Raw genomic sequence first — 20,476 nt, forward strand, 5'->3', positions numbered from 1 at the left:
CGCTCGCCCCCCCCCCCCGGGGCCGCGTGGGGCTAACGCGCCGTTTCGCGCCGCGCGGGGGCGGGGTTGCCCACGCCTCGACGGGGTCGGTCGGCGACGACGCCGACGGACGCGGGGGTCGGCGCGCGGGGCCGCGTAGCCTGGGGGGATGCGGGTTCTCGCGGCGATGAGCGGCGGCGTCGACAGTGCGGTCGCCGCGGCGCGCGCGGTGGAGGCCGGGCACGACGTCGTGGGCGTGCACCTGGCGCTGAGCCGGCAGCCGGGGACGGTGCGGACCGGCGCCCGCGGCTGCTGCACGATCGAGGATGCGATGGACGCCCGACGCGCGGCGACGATGCTCGGCATCCCGTTCTACGTGTGGGACTTCAGCGAGCGGTTCCAGCTCGACGTCGTCGACGACGTCGTCGCCGAGTACGCCGCGGGTCGCACCCCGAACCCGTGCCTGCGCTGCAACGAGCGGATCAAGTTCGCCGCACTCCTCGAGCGCGCCCTCGCGCTCGGCTTCGACGCCGTCGCGACCGGCCACTACGCCTCGATCGTCACGGATGCGGCGGGCAATCGCGAGCTCCATCGTGCCGCTGCCTGGGCCAAGGACCAGTCGTACGTGCTGGGCGTGCTCACGGCCGAGCAGCTCGCGCACGCGATGTTCCCGCTCGGCGCGACCCCGTCGAAGGACGAGGTGCGCGCGGAGGCGGCGCGCCGCGGCCTGACCGTCGCGGCGAAGCCCGACTCGCACGACATCTGCTTCATCCCGGACGGCGACACGCGCGGCTGGCTCGCCGAGCGCGTCGGCGCGGAGGAGGGCGCGATCCTCGACCAGTCGGGCGCGCGGATCGGCACCCACCGCGGAGCGCACGCGTTCACGGTGGGGCAGCGCCGCGGCCTCGACGTGAGGGTGCCCGCGCCCGACGGCCGTCCGCGCTTCGTGCTCGAGGTCCGGCCGCGCACCAACGAGGTCGTCGTCGGCCCGAAGGCGGCGCTCGCCGTCGCCGAGCTGGCGGGATCGCGGATCAGCTGGGCGGGGCTCCCGCTGGTCGATGCCGCCGAGGGCTTCGACTGCGACGTGCAGGTACGCGCGCACGGCGATCCGGTTCCGGCGACCGCGGCGGTGCGCGACGGGGAGCTCGTGATCCGGCCCGACGCACCGCTCGACGGCGTCGCGCCGGGGCAGAGCGCGGTGCTCTACCGGGGCACACGCGTGCTCGGGCAGTGCACGATCGACCGCACAATCTCCGCCGTCCCCGCGCGGGTCGAGTAGCCGCGGAGTGGCGTATCGAGGCCTCGCCGAGGGGGTCTCGGGCAGGCCTTCGGCGCTCCTCGACCCGCTCAGGCACGCAGCCCGCGACCGACGATCGCCGACACGAGCGCCTCGACCGGCTCGCGGGGCGCGCGGGGGTTGTCGAGCAGCGCGAAGTCGACCTCGCCGAGCATCGGCAGCCCGGGCACCGCGACCAGGTCGCCCGGCATCATGTTCTGCGGCAGCACGGCGATCCCGATGCCGGCCCGCACGGCCGCGAGCGCGCCGTTCACCTCGCGCACGTTGCAGGTGATCCGCCAGCTGCGGCCGGATCCCTCGAGCGCGTCGATCGCCGCGGCGCGGGTGATCGACGGCGCGGGATACGTGACGAGCGGCACCGGCGCGGCCGCGTCGATCGCGAAGGTCTTGTGCCCCGCCCAGACGAGCCGCTCGCGCCGCACGAGGCGCCCGTCGGGCAGGTCCGGCTCCTGCTTGATGAAGACCAGGTCGAGCTGCCCGGCGCGCAGCCGCCGGGCGAGCACCCCCGACTGCCCGACGGTCAGCTCGAGGTTGATCTGCGGATAGAGCTGCCGGAAGTCGCGGAGGATCTGCGGCAGCTGGGTGAGCGCGAGGTCGTCGGCCGAGCCGAAGCGGAGCCGGCCCCGCATCGCCGACCCCGTGAAGTAGGCGGCCGCCTCGTCGTGGGCGGCCAGGATGCTGCGCGCGAATCCCAGCATCGCCTCCCCGTTGTCGGTCAGCGCGACGGCCCGGGTGTCGCGGGCGATGAGCTGCCGCCCCGCCGCCGCCTCGAGCTTGCGCACCTGCTGGCTGACGGTCGGCGGGCTGAGCTGCAGCAGCTCGCCGGCCCTCGTGAAGCTCGACGTCTCGGCGACCGCGACGAAGGTGCGGAGCAGGGCGGGATCGAACACGGCGTCGCCTCTCATTCGAGAATCCAATGCTACTTATAGCCTCGATTCGCGCGCGCAATGACCGGGATGCTTCTAGCCTGAAACGGTGACGACGGCGGCCGAACTCGATCCCGCGACCGTCACCGCCCCCATCCCCGTCGTCACGTCGCGGCCGCGCTTCCGCGACTCCTTCGCCGCGCTCCGCGAGCACAACTACCGGCTCTACCTCGTCGGCCAGTTCTTCGCCAACACCGGCGGCTGGATGAACCGCGTCGCGATGGACTGGCTGGTGCTCCAGCTCACCCACAACGTCGCCCTGGTCGGGCTCACGGTGACGCTGCAGTTCGCGCCGGCGCTGATCCTCGGACCCTGGGCCGGCGTCATCGCCGACCGCGTCACGCGGCGCCACCTCCTGAAGATCACGCAGGGCGTGTCGGTGCTCGTCAACGGGATCCTCGCGGCGCTCGTGCTGACCGACGTCGTGCAGGTGTGGGAGGTGTACGTGGCCGCCGTCATCGTCGGCTGCGCGATCACGATCGACGGGCCGTCGCGGTCGGCGTTCGTGAGCGAGATGGTGGGCACCCACCGGCTGCCGCAGGCGATCAGCATGAATGCGTCGATGTTCCACCTCGGCGGGTTCCTCGGGCCCGCGATCTCCGGGGTGCTGATCGCGGCGTTCGGATCCGGCTGGTCGATCGGGATCTGCGCGATCACCGCGCTCATCCCGATCGTCGCGCTCTTCCTCATGCACCCCGAGCGGCTGACCCCACCGCCTCGCCGCCCGGTACAGAAGGGCCAGATCGTCGAGGCGCTGCGATACATCCGCTCGAAGCCGACCATCGTCTGGCCGATGGTGCTCGTCGCGTTCGTCGCGGTCTTCGGCATGAACCTCCCGGTTCTATTCACCGCCTCCGCCGACCACACCTGGCGGACCGGCTCCGCCGGGTACGGCCTCTACACGTCGCTCGCCGCGGCCGGTGCGTTCGCGGGGGCACTCCTCTCGACCCGACGGCGGTCGCTCCGGCTGCGCATCATCGTCCCGCTGATCGGGGTGTACGGCGTCGTGACCGCGTTCGCCGGGTCCGCCCCGGTCTACGCGCTCTTCCTGCCCGCGCTCGTCGGCATCGGCATCACCCGCATCAGCTTCATGACCGCGGGGGAGTCGCTGACCCAGCTCTCGACGAACCTCTCGATCCGCGGGCGCGTCATGTCGTTCTGGATCATGATCATCACCGGCGGGCAGGCCCTCGGCGGCATCGTCATGGGCTGGATCGCGGAGTCGCTCGGCGCGCAGGTCGCCTTCGCGGTCGCCGGGCTCGTGCCCGCGGCGGCGGGGATCGTGGTGGCGCTCATCCTCGCCCGGCGCCACCAGCTCGCGATCAAGGTCAACGTGCGGACCCCGCGGCGACTGGTGCGGATCGTGTCGCGCGGTCAGGTCATCATCGAGCACTGACTCCGAGCGGAGTACCCCGGGTCGCGCCGCTCGCGCTACCGTCGGGCGCATGAGCACCACGACCTCCTCCGCTCCGGCCGGCATCCGCGTCTTCAACGCGCTCGCCGGCGTCACGACCCTGGCGATCTTCCTGCAGGCGATCAGCGCCGGCGTCTTCATGTCCTTCCACGGCAGCGACGCGGGCGAGCCGTGGGTGACGACGCACCAGATCGTCGGCTACGTCGCGATCCTGCTCGCGGTCGTCACCGCGATCGTCGCGATCGTCGCGCTCCGGAAGTCGGCGACCGGGCTCATGGGCGCCGCGATCGCGCTCGCGGTCCTCCTGGTGGCCCAGGTCGGGATCGGGCAGGCGATCGAGAACGCCCGCGGTCTCGTCGCGGTGCACGTGCCGCTCGCGTTCATCGTCTTCGGTCTGACCATCTGGCTCTCGGTGCGCGGCGCCGTGGTGCGCCGTCGCCTCGCGGGAGCCCCCGCCGCCGCCTGAGCGCCGCGCCGCATCACAACGCATCGCATCACAATGCGAAGAAGCCCTGTCGCCGGATCGGCGCACAGGGCTTCTTCGCAAAAAGGGAGCGAGCGGATGCCGCGGGTCAGCCCGCGGCTCGGCGCTGCTCGGTGCGCTCCAGCAGGTCCTTCACCTCGTCGAGGCCGAGGATCGGCGCCGTGTGCGGGGTGATCGGGTGCATGACGTCGGCGTGCACGTCGTCGACGAGCCGTGACATCATCTCGACCGCGTCGTCCACGATGTCGGTCGAGCGGACCTCGGCCCCGTGCAGCAGCCAGCGCGCGACCTCGAGCTCCGCGACGAGGGCGGCGCGCTGCCGCAGCCGGAGGTCGAGCGGGCCACGTGCGGCGGCATAGGCCGAGAACGCGGCGTCGACGGTGTCCTCCGATGCGCCGAGCAGCCACTGCAGATCGATGGCCGGATCGCCGACGCGCAGCCCGTGCCAGTCGAGCACGCCCGTCACCTCGTCGCCCGACGAGAGGATCGCGTCCGAGCCGAGCGAGCCGTTGATGACGCACGGGGTGTACTGCCACAACCCCGTGTCGGTGCCGGCCTCGCGCCAGCGCTGCAGGAGCGCGGCGGGGACGAGACCCGTCGCCGCGGCGCGGTCGATGAGCGCGAGCGCGGCGCGGTGTCCATCGCCGGCCGAGTGCTGCGGAAGCCCGGCATCGGCGACGACGCTCGTCGGAAGGGCGTGGATCGCGGCGATCGCCCGGCCGCTCGCCGCGCCGAGGGCGGGCCCGATCGCGCCGAGCGGCACCTTGGTGCCGTAGACGAACTCCGAGACCACCGCGCGGGTGCCGGCGACCGGCGCCTGACCCGCGAAGCTCGACACGGAGAAGGGGAGCCGGGCCCGGACGCCCGGGCTCAGCGCCCGCAGCGCGACGAGGTCGGCCGACTGCTCCGCCTCGGCGCGCTCGCTGCGCGGCACCCGCACGATCCAGTGCCGGCCGTCGCGGCCCGTGAGCAGGGCGGCGTCGTAGTCGCCCCCGCTCGCGGAGCCGAAGCCCTGCACGCCGACGAGGTCGAGGCCGGCCACGGCCGAGGTCGCCAGCGCGGCTAGAGTGAGAGCGGATCTGGCCATGCCGACAGGGTAGGTCGGGCACCGCCGATTGCCGCCCAGCGCCACGCCTCTCCGCCGTTCCCGCCAACCCTCGTGAGGTGTCGTGTCCGAGTCCTTCCGCGACCGTCTTCCGCTGTCCCGCGCCACGGTCGACCGCGACCACGTCTCGCGCTCGCTCGGCATCGACGCGCTGCTCGCCGAGCCCGGCGCCCGCGCGCTCGTGCTGCGCAAGGGGGAGGCGCTCCTGGCCGGACCGGAGCGGCTCGCGCTGGTGCCCGCGGGCGAGCTCCCGCCGCATGCGCTCGCGCTCTACCTCGGCCGCGCGGTGGAGGCCGACGACGACCTCGCGATCGGCACCCCCGTCCTCGCGGTCGTGCTCGACGACGAGTCGGTCGACGACCCGGGCGATCAGCGCCACTGGGGCAATCTCCGCGACCTGGGCGCGAAGCTCGGCGATCGCGACGCGGGCCTCTTCACCGAGGCGCTCGCGCTCGCCAACTGGCACCGCACCTACGGATTCTCCCCGCGCACCGGTCACCCGAGCGTGCCGGCTGCCGGCGGCTGGACCCGTCGCGACGCCGAGACCGAGCAGGAGCTCTTCCCGCGCACCGACGCGGCCGTCATCATGGGCATCACCGACCACGACGACCGGATGCTGCTCGGCTCGAACGCCATGTGGGCTTCCAACCGCTTCTCGGTGCTCGCCGGATTCGTGGAGCCGGGGGAGTCGCTCGAGGCCGCCGTCATCCGCGAGGTGTTCGAGGAGTCGGGCCTGCGTGTCGTCGACCCCGTCTACCTCGGCAGCCAGCCGTGGCCGTTCCCCGCGTCGCTCATGGTCGGCTTCCGCGCGCGGCTGGCGCCCGGCGAGAGCCCCGAGCCGAAGGCCGACGGCGAGGAGATCCTCGAGCTCCGCTGGTTCAGCCGCGAGGAGCTGACGGCCTCGCTCGGCGAGATCGGCCTGCCCGGTCGCGCGTCGATCGCCCGCGCGATCCTCGAGGACTGGTACGGCGGCCCCATCGACGACGGCATCGCGTGGTAGATCTCCTCGCGGATCTCGACGCCGAGCAGCGCACGGCCGCCGAGACGCTGCTCGGGCCGGTCTGCATCCTCGCGGGCGCCGGCACCGGCAAGACCCGCGCGCTCACGCACCGCATCGCCCACGGCGTGCAGACCGGCGCTTACGACCCGGCCCGCGTCATGGCGCTCACTTTCACGACCCGTGCCGCGGGCGAGCTGCGCACGCGGCTCCGCCAGCTCGGCGCGGCGGGCGTGAACGCGCGCACGTTCCACGCCGCCGCGCTCGCGCAGCTCTCGCACTTCTGGCCGCAGGCGGTCGGCGGGCAGCTGCCGCGCATCCTCGAGTCCAAGGGACGCCTGCTCGGGCAGGCGGCGGAGCAGCTGCGGTTCAGCGTCGACACCGCCGCGCTGCGCGACGCCGCCGCCGAGATCGAGTGGCGCAAGGTCTCGCGGATGCCGCTCGCGCAGTACGCGCGCGCGGCGGAGTCGCGCTCGCTGCCGCAGACCCTCCCGGCCGGGAGGATGACGGCGCTGCAGGAGCGGTACGAGCGGCTGAAGGACGAGGCCCGGCGCATCGACTTCGAGGACGTGCTCCTCGCGACCGCGGGAATGCTCGACTCGGAGCCCTGGATCGCCGAGCAGGTGCGCGCCCAGTACCGCTTCTTCGTCGTCGACGAGTACCAGGACGTCTCCCCCCTGCAGCAGCAGCTGCTCGAGCTGTGGCTCGGGAGCCGGCGCGAGCTCTGCGTCGTCGGCGACGCCAACCAGACCATCTACTCGTTCACGGGCGCGACGAGCGACTACCTGCTGAACTTCGCGACGCGGTGGGAGGGGGCGCAGGTCGTGCGCCTCGAGCGCAACTACCGCTCCGCCCCGCCCGTGCTCGCCCTCGCCAACCGCCTCATGCGCGGGCGCCCGGGTGCGCTCGAGCTCACTCCCGCGGGCGAGCCGGCGCGCAGGTCGGCCGAGATCGACCCCCCGGTCGCCTACGACACCGACCTCGAGGAGGCCCGCGCGGTCGCCTCGGCGGTCGCGGCGGAGATCGCCGCCGGCACTCGGCCCGAGCGCATCGCGGTGCTCTACCGCGTCAACGCGCAGGCGGCACTCCTCGAGCAGGCGCTCGCGGCCGTGGGCGTCGGCGCCCGCCAGCAGGGGGCGACCAAGTTCTTCGACCTCCCCGACGTGAAGCTCGCCATCGTCGCGCTCGCCCAGCTCGCCCGCGACGCGAAGGCGGCCGAGGCGCCGCTCTTCCAGTCCGTGAGCGATGTCGTCCGCGACCTCGGCTGGACGACGCGGCGGCCGGAGGGCGGCGGCGCGACCCAGGAGAAGTGGGAGGCGCTCAACGCCATCGTCGAGCTCGCCGACAGTGCTCCCGAGGGCACGACGCTCGCGCGATTCGCGGAGGAGCTGCAGCACCGCCAGGCGGCGCAGCACGAGCCGACGATCGCCGCCGTCGTGCTCTCGACACTGCACGGCTCCAAGGGTCTGGAGTGGGACTCGGTGCACCTCGTCGGCCTGAGCGAGGGCCTCCTGCCGATCAGCCACGCGAGCGGCCTCGCCGCGATCGACGAGGAGCGCCGGCTGCTCTACGTCGGCATCACGCGGGCACGGCGGCGGCTCGCGCTGAGCTGGGCACGGGAGGGGATGCGCGGTCGGCCCCGGGAGCCCAGTCGCTTCCTGGCGGAGCTGCGCACGAGCACTCGGGATGCGGCTCCCACCCGGCGACGCTGACCGTCCCGTCGTGCGGGTCGAGCTCCCAGCTCGTGCCGGGTGCGGCCTCCAGGTGCCGGGCGACGAACGCCGCCGCCTCCGCGACCGCGGTGCGCGAAAGCGTCGGCGCCGGCCGCTCGTGCAGCTGGGTCGCGAGCGCCGGCCATGCCGGGTCGAGGTCGCGGCGCGCGAGGTGGACGCAGTGCAAGCACGCGCTCGCGCCCGGCACGACGAGCGGGCCGACCGTCACCGTCTCGCCGACCGTCACCGGCAGGTGCGGGACGTCCCGGCGCAGCCAGGGCCCGTGCTCGGCCGGAGCGAGGACCCACGGCGCGACGAGCACGACCAGCTCCGGCTCGTCGTTGCGGCCGAGCTGGCGCACGAGCTCCTCGGCGAGCTCGCCCGCACCGTAGACCGCCACCCGCGGGGGCGCCGGCGGCGGCCCGACGAGAGCGGGGGCGAGACGGCGGCGCAGCGCCTCCGGATCCTCGCCGGCGGCGCGCGACATCATCGCGAACCCGGTCTCCGAGATCCCGGTCGTGAGCGCGGCGAGCAGATGCTCGTGCGCGGCCGTCACGGCCTCGAGCACGACCAGCGGACGTCGACCGCCGAGCTGGACGGCGGTCGGCGACCGCCAGAGCATCGGCACCCCGTCGGCGAGCTTCAGCACCATGCCGGAAGGATGCCCGAGGCGGCATCGGCGACGGGCGGTTCGTCCACACCCTCAGCCGCGCGACTCCTCGACCCGCGAGGAGGTCACTCCTCGTGCGGGCGGTCGCCGGTGGTGTCGTCGAGGAGGTCCTCGATCGCCTTGTCGATCGCATCCGGCTCCGGCTCCGGCGAGGTCAGCCGCGCGACGAGCGCGGCCGGGTCGTCGATGTCGGCGTCCGTCGGCGTGAGGTCGGGGTGCGCCCAGAGCGCGTCGCGCCCGTCGGCGCCCACGGCCTCCGACACCGCCAGCCACATCGCGGCCGCCTCGCGCAGTCGCCGCGGCCGCAGCTCGAGCCCGACGAGGGTCGCGAACGCCGACTCCGCCGGGCCGCCCGAGGCGCGGCGTCGACGCACCATCTCCGCGATGGAGTCGGCGTGCGGCAGGCGCGCGGTGGCCGCCGCCGTCACGACATCCACCCAGCCCTCGATGAGCGCGAGGGTCGTCTCGAGGCGCCCGAGCGCGACGCGCTGCTCCTCGGTCTTCTCCGGGATGAAGGCGCCGTTCTGCACCGCGGCGCGCAGCTCCTCGGGATTCTGCGGGTCGAAGTCGGCGGCGAGCTCCGCGATGCGGTCGGTGTCGATCCGGATGCCGCGCGCGAAGTCGGTGATCTGGCTGAGGAGCGCCAGCCGCAGCCAGCGCGCGTGCCGGAAGAGGCGGGCGTGGGCGAGCTCCCGCACGGCGAGGTAGAGGCGCACCTCCGAGATGTCGATGTCGAGGCCGGCGCCGAAGGCGTCGACGTTCTGCGGCACGAGCGCGGCCTGACGTTGCTCGCCGTCGAGGAGCGGGATGCCGACGTCGCCGCCCGAGACGACCTCGCCCGCCAGCTGCCCGACGACCTGCCCGAGCTGCATCGCGAACAACGTGCCCCCGATGTTGCGCATCACGCGCCCCGCGTCGCCGAGCATCCCGGAGAGCTCCTCCGGCGCCTGCTCGCGCAGCACCCCGGTCAGCGCGTCGGCGATGGAGAGCGCGACCGGCTCGGCCAGCTGCGTCCAGACCGGCATCGTGGCCTCCGCCCACCCGGAGCGGGTCAGGAGCGCCGGGGTCGTCGTGAGCTCCGCGATCGAGGTGATCTCGTCGAGCCACAGCGCCGCGACGTGGAGCGCCTGCTCGAAGGCCGACACCTCGCCGGGCGTGGAGGTCACCGCGGAGCGCTGCGCGAGGCCCTTCGCCTGTTCGAGGGCGAGACCCCAGTCGATGCCGTCGCCGCTGTTCTGCAGCGCGGACTGCAGCTGCCCGATCAGGCGCTGCACCATCTCCGGGTCGTTCGGCAGACCGGCCGCACTCGCCAGTCGGGCCGGATCGAGCTCCCCGTTGCCGGAGAGGAACTCGCGCAGCATGTCGCGGAACTCGTCCTCGGAGGGACCCTCCTGGTCGCCGCGCGACACGTCGTCAGCCATGCATCCACGCTAGACCGCACCCAGCGAGCGGCACCGGTCGTTCGCCTATGCTGAGGCCCCGCAGCCCTGCGCCCACAGCGAACACACCTCCTCGCCGGTGCCGGCCGCCGACCCGAGGAGCCCCGTGACCCAGCCCGTCCCACCCGGCATCCCGCACGCGCGTCGCGCGCGTCGCCGACCGGCACCCGGGACCGTCGGCTGGGTCCTGCTCCTCCTCGCCATCGCGGGCACCGTCGCGATCGGCCTGTCGCCGTCGCCGTACGTGGTCGAGCGCCCGGGTCCGGTGTACGACGTCCTCGGGTCATCGGGGTCGGGCGCGAAGGCGAAGCCGCTCATCGGCATCCCGTCCGCCGAGCGCACCTACCCGACCACGGGCTCCCTCGACATGCTCACCGTCTACGTCGACGGCACCCCGCAGAGCCCCGTCGACTGGATCGGCGTCGCCACCTCCTGGTTCGACCCGACGCGCTCGGTGGTTCCCCTCGACGAGGTCTACCCGCCCGGCATCACCGACGACCAGGCCAACCAGCAGGACAAGGTCGAGATGTCGACGTCCCAGCAGGATGCGACGGCCGCCGCGCTCACCGCGCTCGGCCGCGACTACACCACCACGGTCGTCGTCGCGGCGGTGCAGAAGGGGAGCGCCGCCGCGGGGGTGCTGAAGCCCGGCGACGAGCTCGTGTCGGTGGGCGGCGCGCCGGTGACCGACCTGGCGCAGCTGCAGTCCGCGATCCGCGACCACGGCACCACGGCGCCGCTCGCGCTGGTCGTGAAGCGCGACGGTGCGGACGTGCCGGTCGAGGTGACCCCGCGGGTCAGCGCCGACTCCGGCAAGCCCGCGATCGGCATCTACACCGGCGCGCGCTACACGTTCCCCTTCGACGTGACGTTCCAGCTGGCCGACGTCGGCGGACCGAGCGCCGGGATGATGCTGGCGCTCGGCATCTACGACAAGCTCACCCCCGGCAGCCTGACCGGCGGCGCGCACATCGCCGGCACCGGCGAGATCTCGGCCGCCGGCGAGGTCGGCGCGATCGGCGGCATCCGGCAGAAGATGTACGGCGCGCGGAACGCGGGAGCGGACTGGTTCCTCGCGCCGGCGTCGAACTGCGACGAGGTCGTCGGTCACGTTCCCGCCGGCCTGCGCGTCGTCAAGGTGACGACCCTCCGTGAGGCGCTGAGGGACGTCACGGCGATCGCGGCGAAGGACGCCGCCGATCTGCCCACCTGCACCTCCCGCTGACCGAGGGACCGGGGGTTCCTCAGGGTCGCGACCCTAAACTCGCAGGGTGAGCACCCCGACCGCGTCGGCGACGGCGCCCCGACCACGGAGCCGCACGCGCGCGGTCGTGGCGATCTCGGCCATCATCCTCGCCGTCCTCGTGATCGCGTTCTTCGCGTTCGCCGGGCTCTACTCGGACGTGCTCTGGTACCAGCAGCTCGGGTTCCTCAACGTCCTGACGACGCAGTGGGCCGCGACGGTCGTGATGTTCCTCGTCGGGTTCGCCGCGATGGCGCTCGGCGTCGGCGCGAGCATCGTGCTGGCCTTCCGGCTCCGGCCGATGTACACGAAGCTGAGCTCACAGCTGGACCGCTACCAGCAGGTGATCGAGCCGCTGCGGCGCGTCACCATGTACGGCATCCCGCTCGTCCTCGGCGTCTTCATGGGCGTCTCGACGGCGACGCGCTGGCAGACGGTGCTGCAGTACCTGAACCGCACCTCGTTCGGCACCAAGGACCCGCAGTTCGGCCTCGACGCCTCGTTCTACGTCTACGAGCTGCCGTTCTGGCACGGCGTGCTCGGCTACGCCTCCGCGGTGATCCTCATCTCGGGCCTCGCGGCGCTCGCGACCACCTACCTCTACGGCGGCATCCGGATCAGCGGGCGCGAGGTGCGCATCTCGCGCGCCGCCCGCATGCAGCTCGCGATCACGGCGTTCGTCTACCTCGCCGTGCAGGCGGTCAGCATCTGGCTCGACCAGTTCTCGACGGTCACGTCGCAGAACTCGATCATCACGGGCGCCGACTACGTCGACGTCAACGCGACCATCCCGGGGCGGCTCATCCTCGCCGGCATCGCCGCGGTCGTCGCGATCCTCTGCCTCATCACCGCGGCGATCGGGCGCTGGCGGCTGCCGCTCATCGGCACGGGACTGCTCATCGTCTCGGCGCTCGTCATCGGCGCGATCTACCCGGCGATCATCCAGAACCTCCAGGTGAACCCGAGCCCGCCGAAGTACGAGGCGAGCTACATCTCGCGCAACATCACCGCGACCCGTGACGCCTACGGCGTCAACGACGTGCGGACGAAGACATACGACGCGACCACCGACGTCGCGCCGGGCCAGCTGCGTTCCGACGCCGACACGACCGCGAGCATCCGCATCCTCGACCCCGCGCTCGTGACACGCACCTTCTCCCAGCTGCAGCAGATCCGGCAGTACTACCAGTTCCCGAAGACGCTCGACGTCGACCGCTACACGATCAACGGTCAGACGCAGGACACGGTGCTCGGCGTGCGGGAGCTCGACATCAAGAGCCAGAGTTCGCCCACCTGGTACAACAACACGCTCGTCTACACGCACGGCTACGGCATCGTCGCGGCGGCCGGCAACCAGCGCACCGACAACGGGCAGCCGGTGTTCCTCGAATCGGGCATCCCGACCACCGGCGACCTCGGCATCACCCAGCCGCGGGTGTACTTCGGCGAGAACTCGCCGCCGTACTCGATCGTGGGAGCGAAGGACAACGGCAAGTCGATCGAGTTCGACTACCCGTCCGGGTCCGGCGGCGACAGCTCGGCCGACGGCAAGACCACGACGTACTCGGCGAACGGCGGGCCGAAGCTCGACGACTTCGTGAAGCGGCTGGTCTACGCGACCAAGTTCCAGTCGAGCGACATCCTGTTCTCGAGCTCGGTGAAGGACCAGTCGCAGATCCTCTACGACCGCTCCCCGAAGCAGCGCGTCAAGAAGGTCGCGCCGTACCTGACCGTCGACTCCGACCCCTATCCGGCGGTCGTGAACGGACGGATCGTGTGGATCGTCGACGCGTACACGACGACGGCCGACTATCCGTACTCCTCGATCAATCAGCTGTCGAACATGATCGCCGACAGCAACACCGCGACCAATGCGCTCGCGGTCGACGACATCAACTACATCCGCAACTCGGTGAAGGCGACCGTCGACGCCTATTCGGGCAAGGTGACCCTTTACGCCTGGGATGCGAAGGATCCGCTGCTGAAGACCTGGCAGAAGATCTTCCCGGCCACGGTGAAGCCGAAGAGCGCCATGTCGACCCAGCTGCTCGCCCACGTGCGGTACCCGCAGGACCTGTTCAAGGCGCAGCGCTCGATCCTCGAGAAGTACCACGTCACCAATCCGACGGCGTTCTACAACAGCGTCGACGCGTGGAGCGTGCCGGATGACCCGGTGAGCACCGAGAACCCGCCGACGCTCCAGCCGCCGTATTACCTGACGATGCAGGTGCCGGGTCAGAGCAAGCCGGGGTTCACGCTGTACTCGACGTACATTCCGAACACCTCGCAGGCGGAGACGCGGAGCACGCTCACCGGCTACCTCGCCGTCGATTCCGACGCAGGGTCGGACTACGGCAAGCTGACTCTCCTGACCCTGCCCAAGGGGAGCAGTGTGCCCGGGCCGGGGCGTGTGCAGAACACCTTCGACACCGACACGACCGTGTCGACGGAGCTCAACCTGCTGCGCCAGGGGCAGACCAAGGTCGTGAGCGGCAACCTGCTCACCCTCCCGGTCGGCGGCGGCCTGCTGTACGTGCAGCCCGTGTACGTCGAGTCGAACACCGGATCGAGCTATCCCGTGCTGCGGAAGGTGCTGGTCGCGTTCGGCGACAAGATCGCCTTCGAGGACACGCTCGACGGGGCCCTCAACACCCTGTTCGGCGGCAACTCCGGAGCCAGCGCGGGCGACCAGGGCAGCGGTGAGGGCGGCACGTCGACCCCGCCGAGTCAGACCGGCGGCGGCACGAGCGGCTCGACCGGGGGAGGCTCCGCGGGCGGCGCGTCGAGCAACGCGGCGCTGCAGAAGGCGCTGCAGGCCTACCAGACGGACCTGCAGGCCCGGCAGGACGCCTACGCGAAGGGCGACCTCGTGGCGGCTGCGGAGGCCGATTCCCGCATGCAGAAGGACGTGCAGGACGCGATCGCCGCGAGCGGCGCCGGCGGCTGACCCCGATTCGGCGAACCCCGCGGCGAGATGCTAAAGTCGGTCTTCGTGCCGCGGGGTGGAGCAGTTCGGTAGCTCGCTGGGCTCATAACCCAGAGGTCGCAGGTTCAAATCCTGTCCCCGCAACAGATGAAGGCCCCGGTCCACTCGGACCGGGGCCTTCTGCATGTCGGGCGGTCGGCTCACCAAGGCCGGGCTGTCGGCCGGCAAGCGTCAGGCGTTGGGAGTGTTCGCGTCGTCGCCCTTGTACTCGCTCGTGAAGACCAGGTGGCCCGAATCGTCGAACGACACGTACCCCTGTACGTCGTAGTCGTCGATGATGCCGTAGATGGCACCGTGGGCCGAGCCCAGGTGGCCTTCGGCATTCATCTCGAAGGAGCCGGCCGTGTCGGTCGTGACCTGCCAGGCACCGTCCTGCCAGGTGCCGAATTCCACGACCGGTCGCTGCTTCATGCTCCACGAGATCCCGTCGATCGAGACGTTGGGCTCGTCGTTGATGATCTCGAACCCGCAGTCGCCGACCGGCGCGAGCACCGTCTGGGCGACGCAGCCGTCGAGGAAGGCGTCGACCGCGGCATGCGCCGCCGTGACGCCGTCGCTCGTCAGATGCGGTTGGAGGGTCACCGACTTTCGCCCCGCGAAGGAGGTGATCGTGACCGAGCGCGCGTCGGCAGTCACGAGCGAGGTGTCGCCGTCGACCGCGAACGCGTAGGTGCCGGGCAGTGCGACGAACTCGTCGAGTTGCGAGCCGTCCTTCTGGATGCCGATGCCGTCCACGGTCGCGTCGAGCCCCTGGGGTCGGGCGTCGGACAGGTGGATGACCGGGAAGGCGGTGCCGTCGACGGTCCAGGTGTCCCAGATCAGCGACTTCCGATGCGTCACGAGATGGAAGGACTGGGTGAACGAACCGCTCGCGGTCGTGAGGCGCGCCGTCACGATGGAGCGGGAGCCGTGCGTCACGGCCGAGATGATCTGGTGCCGGACGATCCGGTTCGTCACGCGCTCATAGACGGCGTCGTCCACGAGCGACTTGTTGGCCGTGGGAGCCGGCGCGAGCTGGGCGATGGCGGCCGTCGCGTGCCCCTTCTCCACGGCGGTGAGGAACCGGTCGACGCTCGCGCTCGGCGCGTGCTGGGCCATGAGGACGGCGGCGACGATGGCGACCGCCGCGATCACGAGCACCCCCGCGCCGCCGAGCGCGAGGCCGAGGATCAACCCCAGCCTGCGGCGCGGGCGCTGCGGTTCGGGCGTCGCGAGAGAGGCCACGGCGTCGGGCGCGGTGGGCGGTGCGGGGGGAACGACGTCGCGGGGCGCACCGGACGGCGGGGGAGGAGCCGTGGTGAACCTCGCCGTCGCCGAGTCCGCGGCGACGGGCACCTCCGACTCCGGAGCGAGAGGGGCGGCGATCTCCTCGGTCGAGGCGGTGTCGTCGGTGGGGCTGTCGGGAGTCATGGGTTCCCCGTTCGTGAGTGAGCGCTCCTCACGCTAGTGGTCGCGCGGGCTCACGTGGTCGAAAAGACGCCCGGGAGCCGTCGCTCAGCCGGCGGTGGCCGGCGCCGGGATCCCGTGGGACGTTGCGAGCTCGCGCTGCGTCCGGGTCAGCTCGGCATCGCGTCGTGCCGCATCCCATCCCGCTGCGTCGGCCAGCGCCGCGGCCACCTGCTCGATCACGTGGCCGCCGATCGCGCCGGTGAAGGCGAGATCGGTGCGGCGGAGCAGCACATCGCTCAGGTGCACGACGCGCTCGCGCTCGACCATCCAGGCGACTTCCCGGCTCGAGAGCCGGTCCCCGACGACCGGGGCGTCGTCGCCGGCCGCGAGGAACTCGGCGACCTCGCGGGCGACCGTGCCGTAGCGCTCGAAGAGCACCGCGGCGCGGGCCGGGGCGATGCCCGGCAGCTCGTGCGAGATCCAGCCGTCGAGATCGGCCGGGAAGTCGCGCCCGCCGCCGATCGCCAGGGTCTCGGTCGAGACGGCGTGCTCGCGGCCGAGCACCTCGAGGGCGCGTGTCGCCAGGTGCTCCCCGAGCGCGCGGAACGTCGTCCACTTGCCGCCGACCAGATCGAGCCGCGTCGAGCCGCCGGGGCCGGGCGCGTCGACGATGCGGTAGTCGCGCGAGACGAAGCCGGGCGCCAGGTCGTCGTGGCGGGGGAGGGGGCGGATGCCGGAGTACCGGAACACGATCTGCGAGCGGTCGACGGGGATCGCGGGGAAGACCTGCCTCACGAGGTCGAAGAAGTAGTCGACCTCCTCCTCGGTGCAGACCGCGGGCTCACCCGGGTCGGCCTCGAGGTCGGTCGTGCCGACGAGGACCTTGCCCTTGAACGGGTAGACCAGCACGATGCGGCCGTCGTCGTGCTCGAAAAAGATCTCGCGCCCGCCCGTCGCGGCGAGCAGCCGCTCGTTCTCGAGCACGATGTGCGAGCCCTTGGTGCCGCCCATCAGCCGCGTCGGCGCGCCGATCGCCGCGTTCGTGAGGTCGGTCCACGGGCCGGATGCGTTGATCACCACGCGGGCGGCGATCGTCTGCTCCGTACCGGTCTCGCGATCTCGCACGATCACGCCGCGATCGTCGGATCCGACCGCCTCGACGTAGGTGAGCGCCATCGCGCGCCCCTCGCCGGCGGACTCGCCGTCGAGCATGACGTCGAGCGCGAGCCGCTCGGGGTCGCGGAGCGAGGCGTCGTAGTAGGTCGCGGTGTAGCGGAACCCCGGGGCCAGCTCGGGCAGCTGCTCGTGCGACCGGCGCCGGGCGTGGAACCGGTGCTGCGGCACGCTGCCGCCGTCGCGGGAGAAGGTGTCGTAGAGGGTCAGGCCGATCTTGATGAGGAGCGCGCCGCGCGCTTTCGGCTTCAGCTGCCGGTGCAGCAGGAACCGCGCCGGCGCCGCGAGGAGGCCCGAGAAGAACGTCGTGATGGGGATGGTGGTCGGCAGCGGGCGCACGTGATGAGCGGCGTTGCGGATGAGGCGGTTGCGCTCCTGCACCGACTCGCGCACGAGTCGGAACTCGCCGTTCTCGAGGTAGCGCACCCCGCCGTGGATCATGTGGCTCGACGCGGCGCTGGCACCCGACCCGAGGTCGTTGCGCTCGACGAGGAGCACCCGCACCCCCTGCAGTGCGAGGTCGCGGAACGTGGCGAGGCCGTTGATCCCGCCGCCGATGATGAGCACGTCGTACTCGGGCGTCTCGAACGCCCGCGCCACCTCGGGTCGCAGCTGTGTCATACGACTAGGGTGGCACGGTCGGCACATGCGCGCAGCGCACGTGCACATATGTGCAAGGAGGGTCGATGGCCGACGATGAGACCGTGCTGCGAGCGGCGCGGCTGTATTACCTGCAGGACCAGACCATGGAGGCGATCGCCCGGGAGCTCGGCACGTCGCGGTCGTCGATCTCGCGGATGCTCGCGCAGGCGCGCGCGACCGGGCTGGTCGAGATCCGGCTCAATCCGCCCGCCGAAGCGGCCTCGCTGCTGGAGCGCGAGATCGCCGAGCGGTTCGGCGTCGCCGCGCACGTCGTCCCGATCACCGGCCCGATCAGCGACATCGATCGCCTGGAGCGGGTGGCGACGACGGCGGGGCGTCTCCTCACGCGGTTCTTCGACTCCAACATGACGATGGGCGTCGCGTGGGGCTCGACGATCGGCGCGGTCAGCCGGCACCTCGTGCCGCGGGAGACCCACAACTCCGTCGTGGTGCAGCTGAACGGCGCCGGCAACATGCTGACGACGGGCATCGACTACGCGAGCGAGATCCTCCAGCGCTACGGCGCGGCGTTCGGCGCGGAGGCGCAGCAGTTCCCGGTCCCGGCCTTCTTCGACGACCCGGCGACACGGGAGGCCATGTGGCGCGAGCGCAGCACGCGCCGGGTGCTCGTCATCCAGGCGCGGATGGATGTCGCGCTCTTCGGCCTCGGTTCACCGTTCTCGGAGGTGCCGAGCCAGGTGTACTCGGGCGGCTACCTCGACGAGCGCGACTACCGGCAGCTCGAAGCCGACGGGGCGGTGGGGGATGTGGCGACCGTGTTCTACCGGCTCGACGGCGATCATCGGGAGATCCGCCTGAACGCCCGCGGCACGGGCCCCGACTTCGCCCGGCTGCGGCGCGTCGCCCGTCGGATCGCGGTGGTGTCCGGCGTGCAGAAGCTCGACAGCCTCCGCGGGGCGCTCGCCGCGCGACTCATCACCGACCTCGTGCTCGACGAGGGGCTCGCGCGACAGCTGATGGCCTGAGGACTCCGGCCCGGGCCCGGACACGCCGCGGGGGCGACGCCGCAGCGCCGCCCCCGCGGAGCGATCACCGGGAGACCGCCTCCTCGCGCGCGGGCTCCGCGTCCCCGAGGTAGGTGCCGGCTCGACGGGCGCGCGAGCGCCACACGAGCGCCCCGACGATGAAGACCAGCCCCACGATCACCGGCAGGATCACGCGGAAGAACTGCTGGATCCCGCCCCACTCGGTGAAGTCGAACTGCTCCGCCTGACCGCCGACGATGTTCCACGTCACGAGCAGCGCCGCGATGAACGCGCCCACGTAGACCATCCCCGTCTTGTGGAAGAAGTAGGTCATGAGCAGGCCGACGATCGCGAGCACCGGCACGAACGGGTAGGCGACGATGACGAGCAGCGACTGCCCCGAGAGGAGCGAGCCGCCCGCCATGAGCGGGATCATGTCGACCAGGATCATCACCAGGATGCCGATGGGCAGCACGATCGCGTTCGCCACCATCTCGCGACGCCGGCCGCCCCGCATGCCCGTCCAGCGCCCCGTGTTGTGCAGGCTCGCCGCGAGCATGAGGAAGAACACCGTGAACGGCAGCAGGTAGACCAGGAACATCACGAAGTGCGTCCCGTTGAGGATGTGCAGCTGCAGGATGTAGAGCCGGAAGTCGGTGTCGAACAGCCAGTCGGACATCACGAGCAGCAGGTAGGCGAACCCGACGCTCGCGATCGCGACCAGCGCCGACTTGCCGACCGCGCTCCACCGGAAGCCCTCGGTCGTGGTGAACCCGTATTCGCGCACCGACTTCTGCGTCCGCTTGCGGGTCACCAGATGCGTCACGACGAGGATCGCCAGGCCGATCAGGCCGTTGAACAGCGCCCAGATCATGATCCCGGAGGTCAGATTCTGCGGGAACAGCGCGCTCGCCGGCACGTACTGCGCCCCGAAGTTGTTGAACCAGTAGAACGTGAGCGCCGGGATCCCGGCCGTCAGGATCGCGCCGACCCACCAGGCGCCCCGGAAGCGCGCGCCCGTGGAGACGGGGACCGCCTGTCGCAGCGACGCGAAGAACCGGGTGCGCAGGAGCAGCGCGCCGACCGCGAAGATCGACAGGATCCCGCCGAGGAACGCGACGAAGGTGCCGGCCTCCTTGAGCCACCAGATCTGCCCGGCGGCGCTGTGCCCGCCGTCGAGGGTCTTGGCGAACCAGTCGGTCGCCTGCCCGACCGCGTCGAAGTCGAACGTCAGCCCCGGGTGGTCGGTGACGGGGCGCACGACCTCGCGGGCGGTGCCGTCGGCGATGCTGCCGTAGACCGTGCCGGCCTTGACCGGCGTGTCGGTGCCGAAGAACTTCTCGAGCTTCTGGCCCGACTGCATCTGCGACGGACTGGGCACGTTCCACATCAGCTGCGAGAACTGCTCCCAGGTGCCGTAGACGACCTTGACGTTCTTCGGGAACTTCGTCGTGCCGTCGGGGGCGACGCCGCCGCCGACGGACGAGCCCTCGAGCACCATCGACTTGTAGCCGTCCGGGATCGCGGCGGCCGCGCTCACGACCGTCCAGCCGCCCATCGAGTGGCCCTCCAGGCCGATGTTGTCCTTGTCGATGAAGTCGAAGGTGCGCAGGTAGGCGAGTGCGGCGGGTCCGCCGTAGCCGGCGTAGAACGCGGCCGGATCGGAGTTGCCGTGCCCGTACTGGTCGATCGCCAGGACCGCGTAGCCGCGGCGTGAGAGCTCGATCGCGAACGCGTCCTGGGTCTCGTTGGTGTTGATGTACCCGTGCACGGCGAGCACCGCCGGCACCTTGTGCTTGACGTCGGCGCCGTTCGGCACGTACAGCCGCCCCGCGATGATGTGGCCGTCGGTGCCGACGAAGCTGGTGTCGCGCACCTGCACCGTGCCGCCGCCGGTCTGCACCCATGCCGCCACGCCGCCGCCGAGCAGCACGAGGCCGATCGCGATGGCGAGGACGACCCAGCTGCGGACGGATGACTTGATGGTCGTCATCTGCTGATCCTCCATTGGATGTGTTCGCCCGGGGCGGGTCC

14 protein-coding genes and 1 tRNA gene are annotated in these 20,476 nt (G+C 71.8%); 9 read left to right on the forward strand and 6 right to left on the reverse strand.

Annotation, left to right across the window (positions count from 1 at the left end; genetic code table 11):
* Positions 1-148: 148 nt before the first annotated feature.
* The gene (mnmA, locus tag ACTHM3_RS12715; protein WP_440406479.1) at positions 149-1,258 is read left to right on the forward strand and encodes a tRNA 2-thiouridine(34) synthase MnmA; all 1,110 of its coding nucleotides are present in this window, start codon (positions 149-151) and stop codon (positions 1,256-1,258) included.
* A 68-nt stretch (positions 1,259-1,326) separates the two neighbouring features.
* On the opposite strand, the gene ACTHM3_RS12720 is transcribed toward mnmA, so the two are convergent.
* On the reverse strand, positions 1,327-2,166 hold the full coding sequence (locus tag ACTHM3_RS12720; RefSeq protein ID WP_440406636.1) for a LysR substrate-binding domain-containing protein: 840 nt from the start codon (positions 2,164-2,166) through the stop codon (positions 1,327-1,329).
* A gap of 85 nt (positions 2,167-2,251) precedes the next feature.
* Here ACTHM3_RS12720 and ACTHM3_RS12725 point away from each other — a divergent pair, with 85 nt between their 5' ends.
* Positions 2,252-3,598 carry an MFS transporter gene (locus ACTHM3_RS12725; RefSeq protein WP_440406480.1) on the forward strand — a complete coding sequence of 449 codons (1,347 nt, stop codon included), beginning with the start codon at positions 2,252-2,254 and terminating at the stop codon, positions 3,596-3,598.
* A gap of 49 nt (positions 3,599-3,647) precedes the next feature.
* The gene (locus ACTHM3_RS12730) at positions 3,648-4,082 is read left to right on the forward strand and encodes a hypothetical protein (RefSeq protein ID WP_440406481.1); all 435 of its coding nucleotides are present in this window, start codon (positions 3,648-3,650) and stop codon (positions 4,080-4,082) included.
* Between the two features lie 106 nt (positions 4,083-4,188).
* On the opposite strand, the gene ACTHM3_RS12735 is transcribed toward ACTHM3_RS12730, so the two are convergent.
* Positions 4,189-5,187 carry a phosphotransferase gene (locus tag ACTHM3_RS12735; protein WP_440406482.1) on the reverse strand — a complete coding sequence of 333 codons (999 nt, stop codon included), beginning with the start codon at positions 5,185-5,187 and terminating at the stop codon, positions 4,189-4,191.
* Positions 5,188-5,269: 82 nt separating this feature from the next.
* Here ACTHM3_RS12735 and nudC point away from each other — a divergent pair, with 82 nt between their 5' ends.
* Both nudC and ACTHM3_RS12745 read left to right on the forward strand, forming a co-directional pair.
* On the forward strand, positions 5,270-6,205 hold the full coding sequence (gene nudC, locus ACTHM3_RS12740) for an NAD(+) diphosphatase (protein ID WP_440406483.1): 936 nt from the start codon (positions 5,270-5,272) through the stop codon (positions 6,203-6,205).
* Positions 6,199-7,914: an ATP-dependent helicase gene (locus tag ACTHM3_RS12745; RefSeq protein ID WP_440406484.1), complete on the forward strand. Its 1,716-nt coding sequence runs from the start codon at positions 6,199-6,201 to the stop codon at positions 7,912-7,914. Before nudC ends, ACTHM3_RS12745 begins: the two co-directional genes overlap by 7 nt.
* A gap of 735 nt (positions 7,915-8,649) precedes the next feature.
* Here the strand turns inward: ACTHM3_RS12745 and ACTHM3_RS12750 are convergent.
* A complete protein-coding gene (locus ACTHM3_RS12750; RefSeq protein WP_440406485.1) occupies positions 8,650-10,005 on the reverse strand; it encodes a zinc-dependent metalloprotease in 1,356 nt (451 codons plus the stop codon).
* A 124-nt stretch (positions 10,006-10,129) separates the two neighbouring features.
* Between ACTHM3_RS12750 and ACTHM3_RS12755 the strand changes: the two genes are divergently transcribed.
* The 3 genes from ACTHM3_RS12755 (at position 10,130) to ACTHM3_RS12765 (ending at position 14,336) form a co-directional block, all read left to right on the forward strand.
* Positions 10,130-11,248, forward strand: a complete 1,119-nt coding sequence (locus tag ACTHM3_RS12755) for a YlbL family protein (RefSeq protein WP_440406486.1) — start codon at positions 10,130-10,132, stop codon at positions 11,246-11,248.
* Positions 11,249-11,294: 46 nt separating this feature from the next.
* The gene (locus tag ACTHM3_RS12760; protein WP_440406487.1) at positions 11,295-14,213 is read left to right on the forward strand and encodes a UPF0182 family membrane protein; all 2,919 of its coding nucleotides are present in this window, start codon (positions 11,295-11,297) and stop codon (positions 14,211-14,213) included.
* A 49-nt stretch (positions 14,214-14,262) separates the two neighbouring features.
* Positions 14,263-14,336: transfer RNA gene (locus tag ACTHM3_RS12765), tRNA-Met, on the forward strand.
* A gap of 87 nt (positions 14,337-14,423) precedes the next feature.
* Here the strand turns inward: ACTHM3_RS12765 and ACTHM3_RS12770 are convergent.
* The gene (locus ACTHM3_RS12770; RefSeq protein ID WP_440406488.1) at positions 14,424-15,662 is read right to left on the reverse strand and encodes a hypothetical protein; all 1,239 of its coding nucleotides are present in this window, start codon (positions 15,660-15,662) and stop codon (positions 14,424-14,426) included.
* A gap of 84 nt (positions 15,663-15,746) precedes the next feature.
* Positions 15,747-17,435 carry an FAD-dependent oxidoreductase gene (locus tag ACTHM3_RS12775; RefSeq protein WP_440406489.1) on the reverse strand — a complete coding sequence of 563 codons (1,689 nt, stop codon included), beginning with the start codon at positions 17,433-17,435 and terminating at the stop codon, positions 15,747-15,749.
* Positions 17,436-17,500: 65 nt separating this feature from the next.
* Here ACTHM3_RS12775 and ACTHM3_RS12780 point away from each other — a divergent pair, with 65 nt between their 5' ends.
* The gene (locus ACTHM3_RS12780; protein ID WP_440406490.1) at positions 17,501-18,442 is read left to right on the forward strand and encodes a sugar-binding transcriptional regulator; all 942 of its coding nucleotides are present in this window, start codon (positions 17,501-17,503) and stop codon (positions 18,440-18,442) included.
* Positions 18,443-18,506: 64 nt separating this feature from the next.
* Here ACTHM3_RS12780 and ACTHM3_RS12785 read toward each other — a convergent pair whose 3' ends face one another.
* A complete protein-coding gene (locus ACTHM3_RS12785) occupies positions 18,507-20,435 on the reverse strand; it encodes an alpha/beta fold hydrolase (protein WP_440406491.1) in 1,929 nt (642 codons plus the stop codon).
* Between the last annotated feature and the right edge of the window lie 41 nt (positions 20,436-20,476).

Source organism: Pseudolysinimonas sp. (genome assembly GCF_051954455.1).
GTDB lineage: Bacteria > Actinomycetota > Actinomycetes > Actinomycetales > Microbacteriaceae > Pseudolysinimonas.

Excerpts from the sequence above, each read along its gene's own strand:
- ACTHM3_RS12750 (WP_440406485.1), bottom strand. The coding sequence starts at position 10,005 with ATGGCTGACGACGTGTCGCGCGGCGACCAGGAGGGTCCCTCCGAGGAC.
- mnmA (WP_440406479.1), top strand. The coding sequence starts at position 149 with ATGCGGGTTCTCGCGGCGATGAGCGGCGGCGTCGACAGTGCGGTCGCC.
- ACTHM3_RS12735 (WP_440406482.1), bottom strand. The coding sequence starts at position 5,187 with ATGGCCAGATCCGCTCTCACTCTAGCCGCGCTGGCGACCTCGGCCGTG.
- ACTHM3_RS12775 (WP_440406489.1), bottom strand. The coding sequence starts at position 17,435 with ATGACACAGCTGCGACCCGAGGTGGCGCGGGCGTTCGAGACGCCCGAG.
- ACTHM3_RS12780 (WP_440406490.1), top strand. The coding sequence starts at position 17,501 with ATGGCCGACGATGAGACCGTGCTGCGAGCGGCGCGGCTGTATTACCTG.
- ACTHM3_RS12785 (WP_440406491.1), bottom strand. The coding sequence starts at position 20,435 with ATGACGACCATCAAGTCATCCGTCCGCAGCTGGGTCGTCCTCGCCATC.
- ACTHM3_RS12770 (WP_440406488.1), bottom strand. The coding sequence starts at position 15,662 with ATGACTCCCGACAGCCCCACCGACGACACCGCCTCGACCGAGGAGATC.
- ACTHM3_RS12730 (WP_440406481.1), top strand. The coding sequence starts at position 3,648 with ATGAGCACCACGACCTCCTCCGCTCCGGCCGGCATCCGCGTCTTCAAC.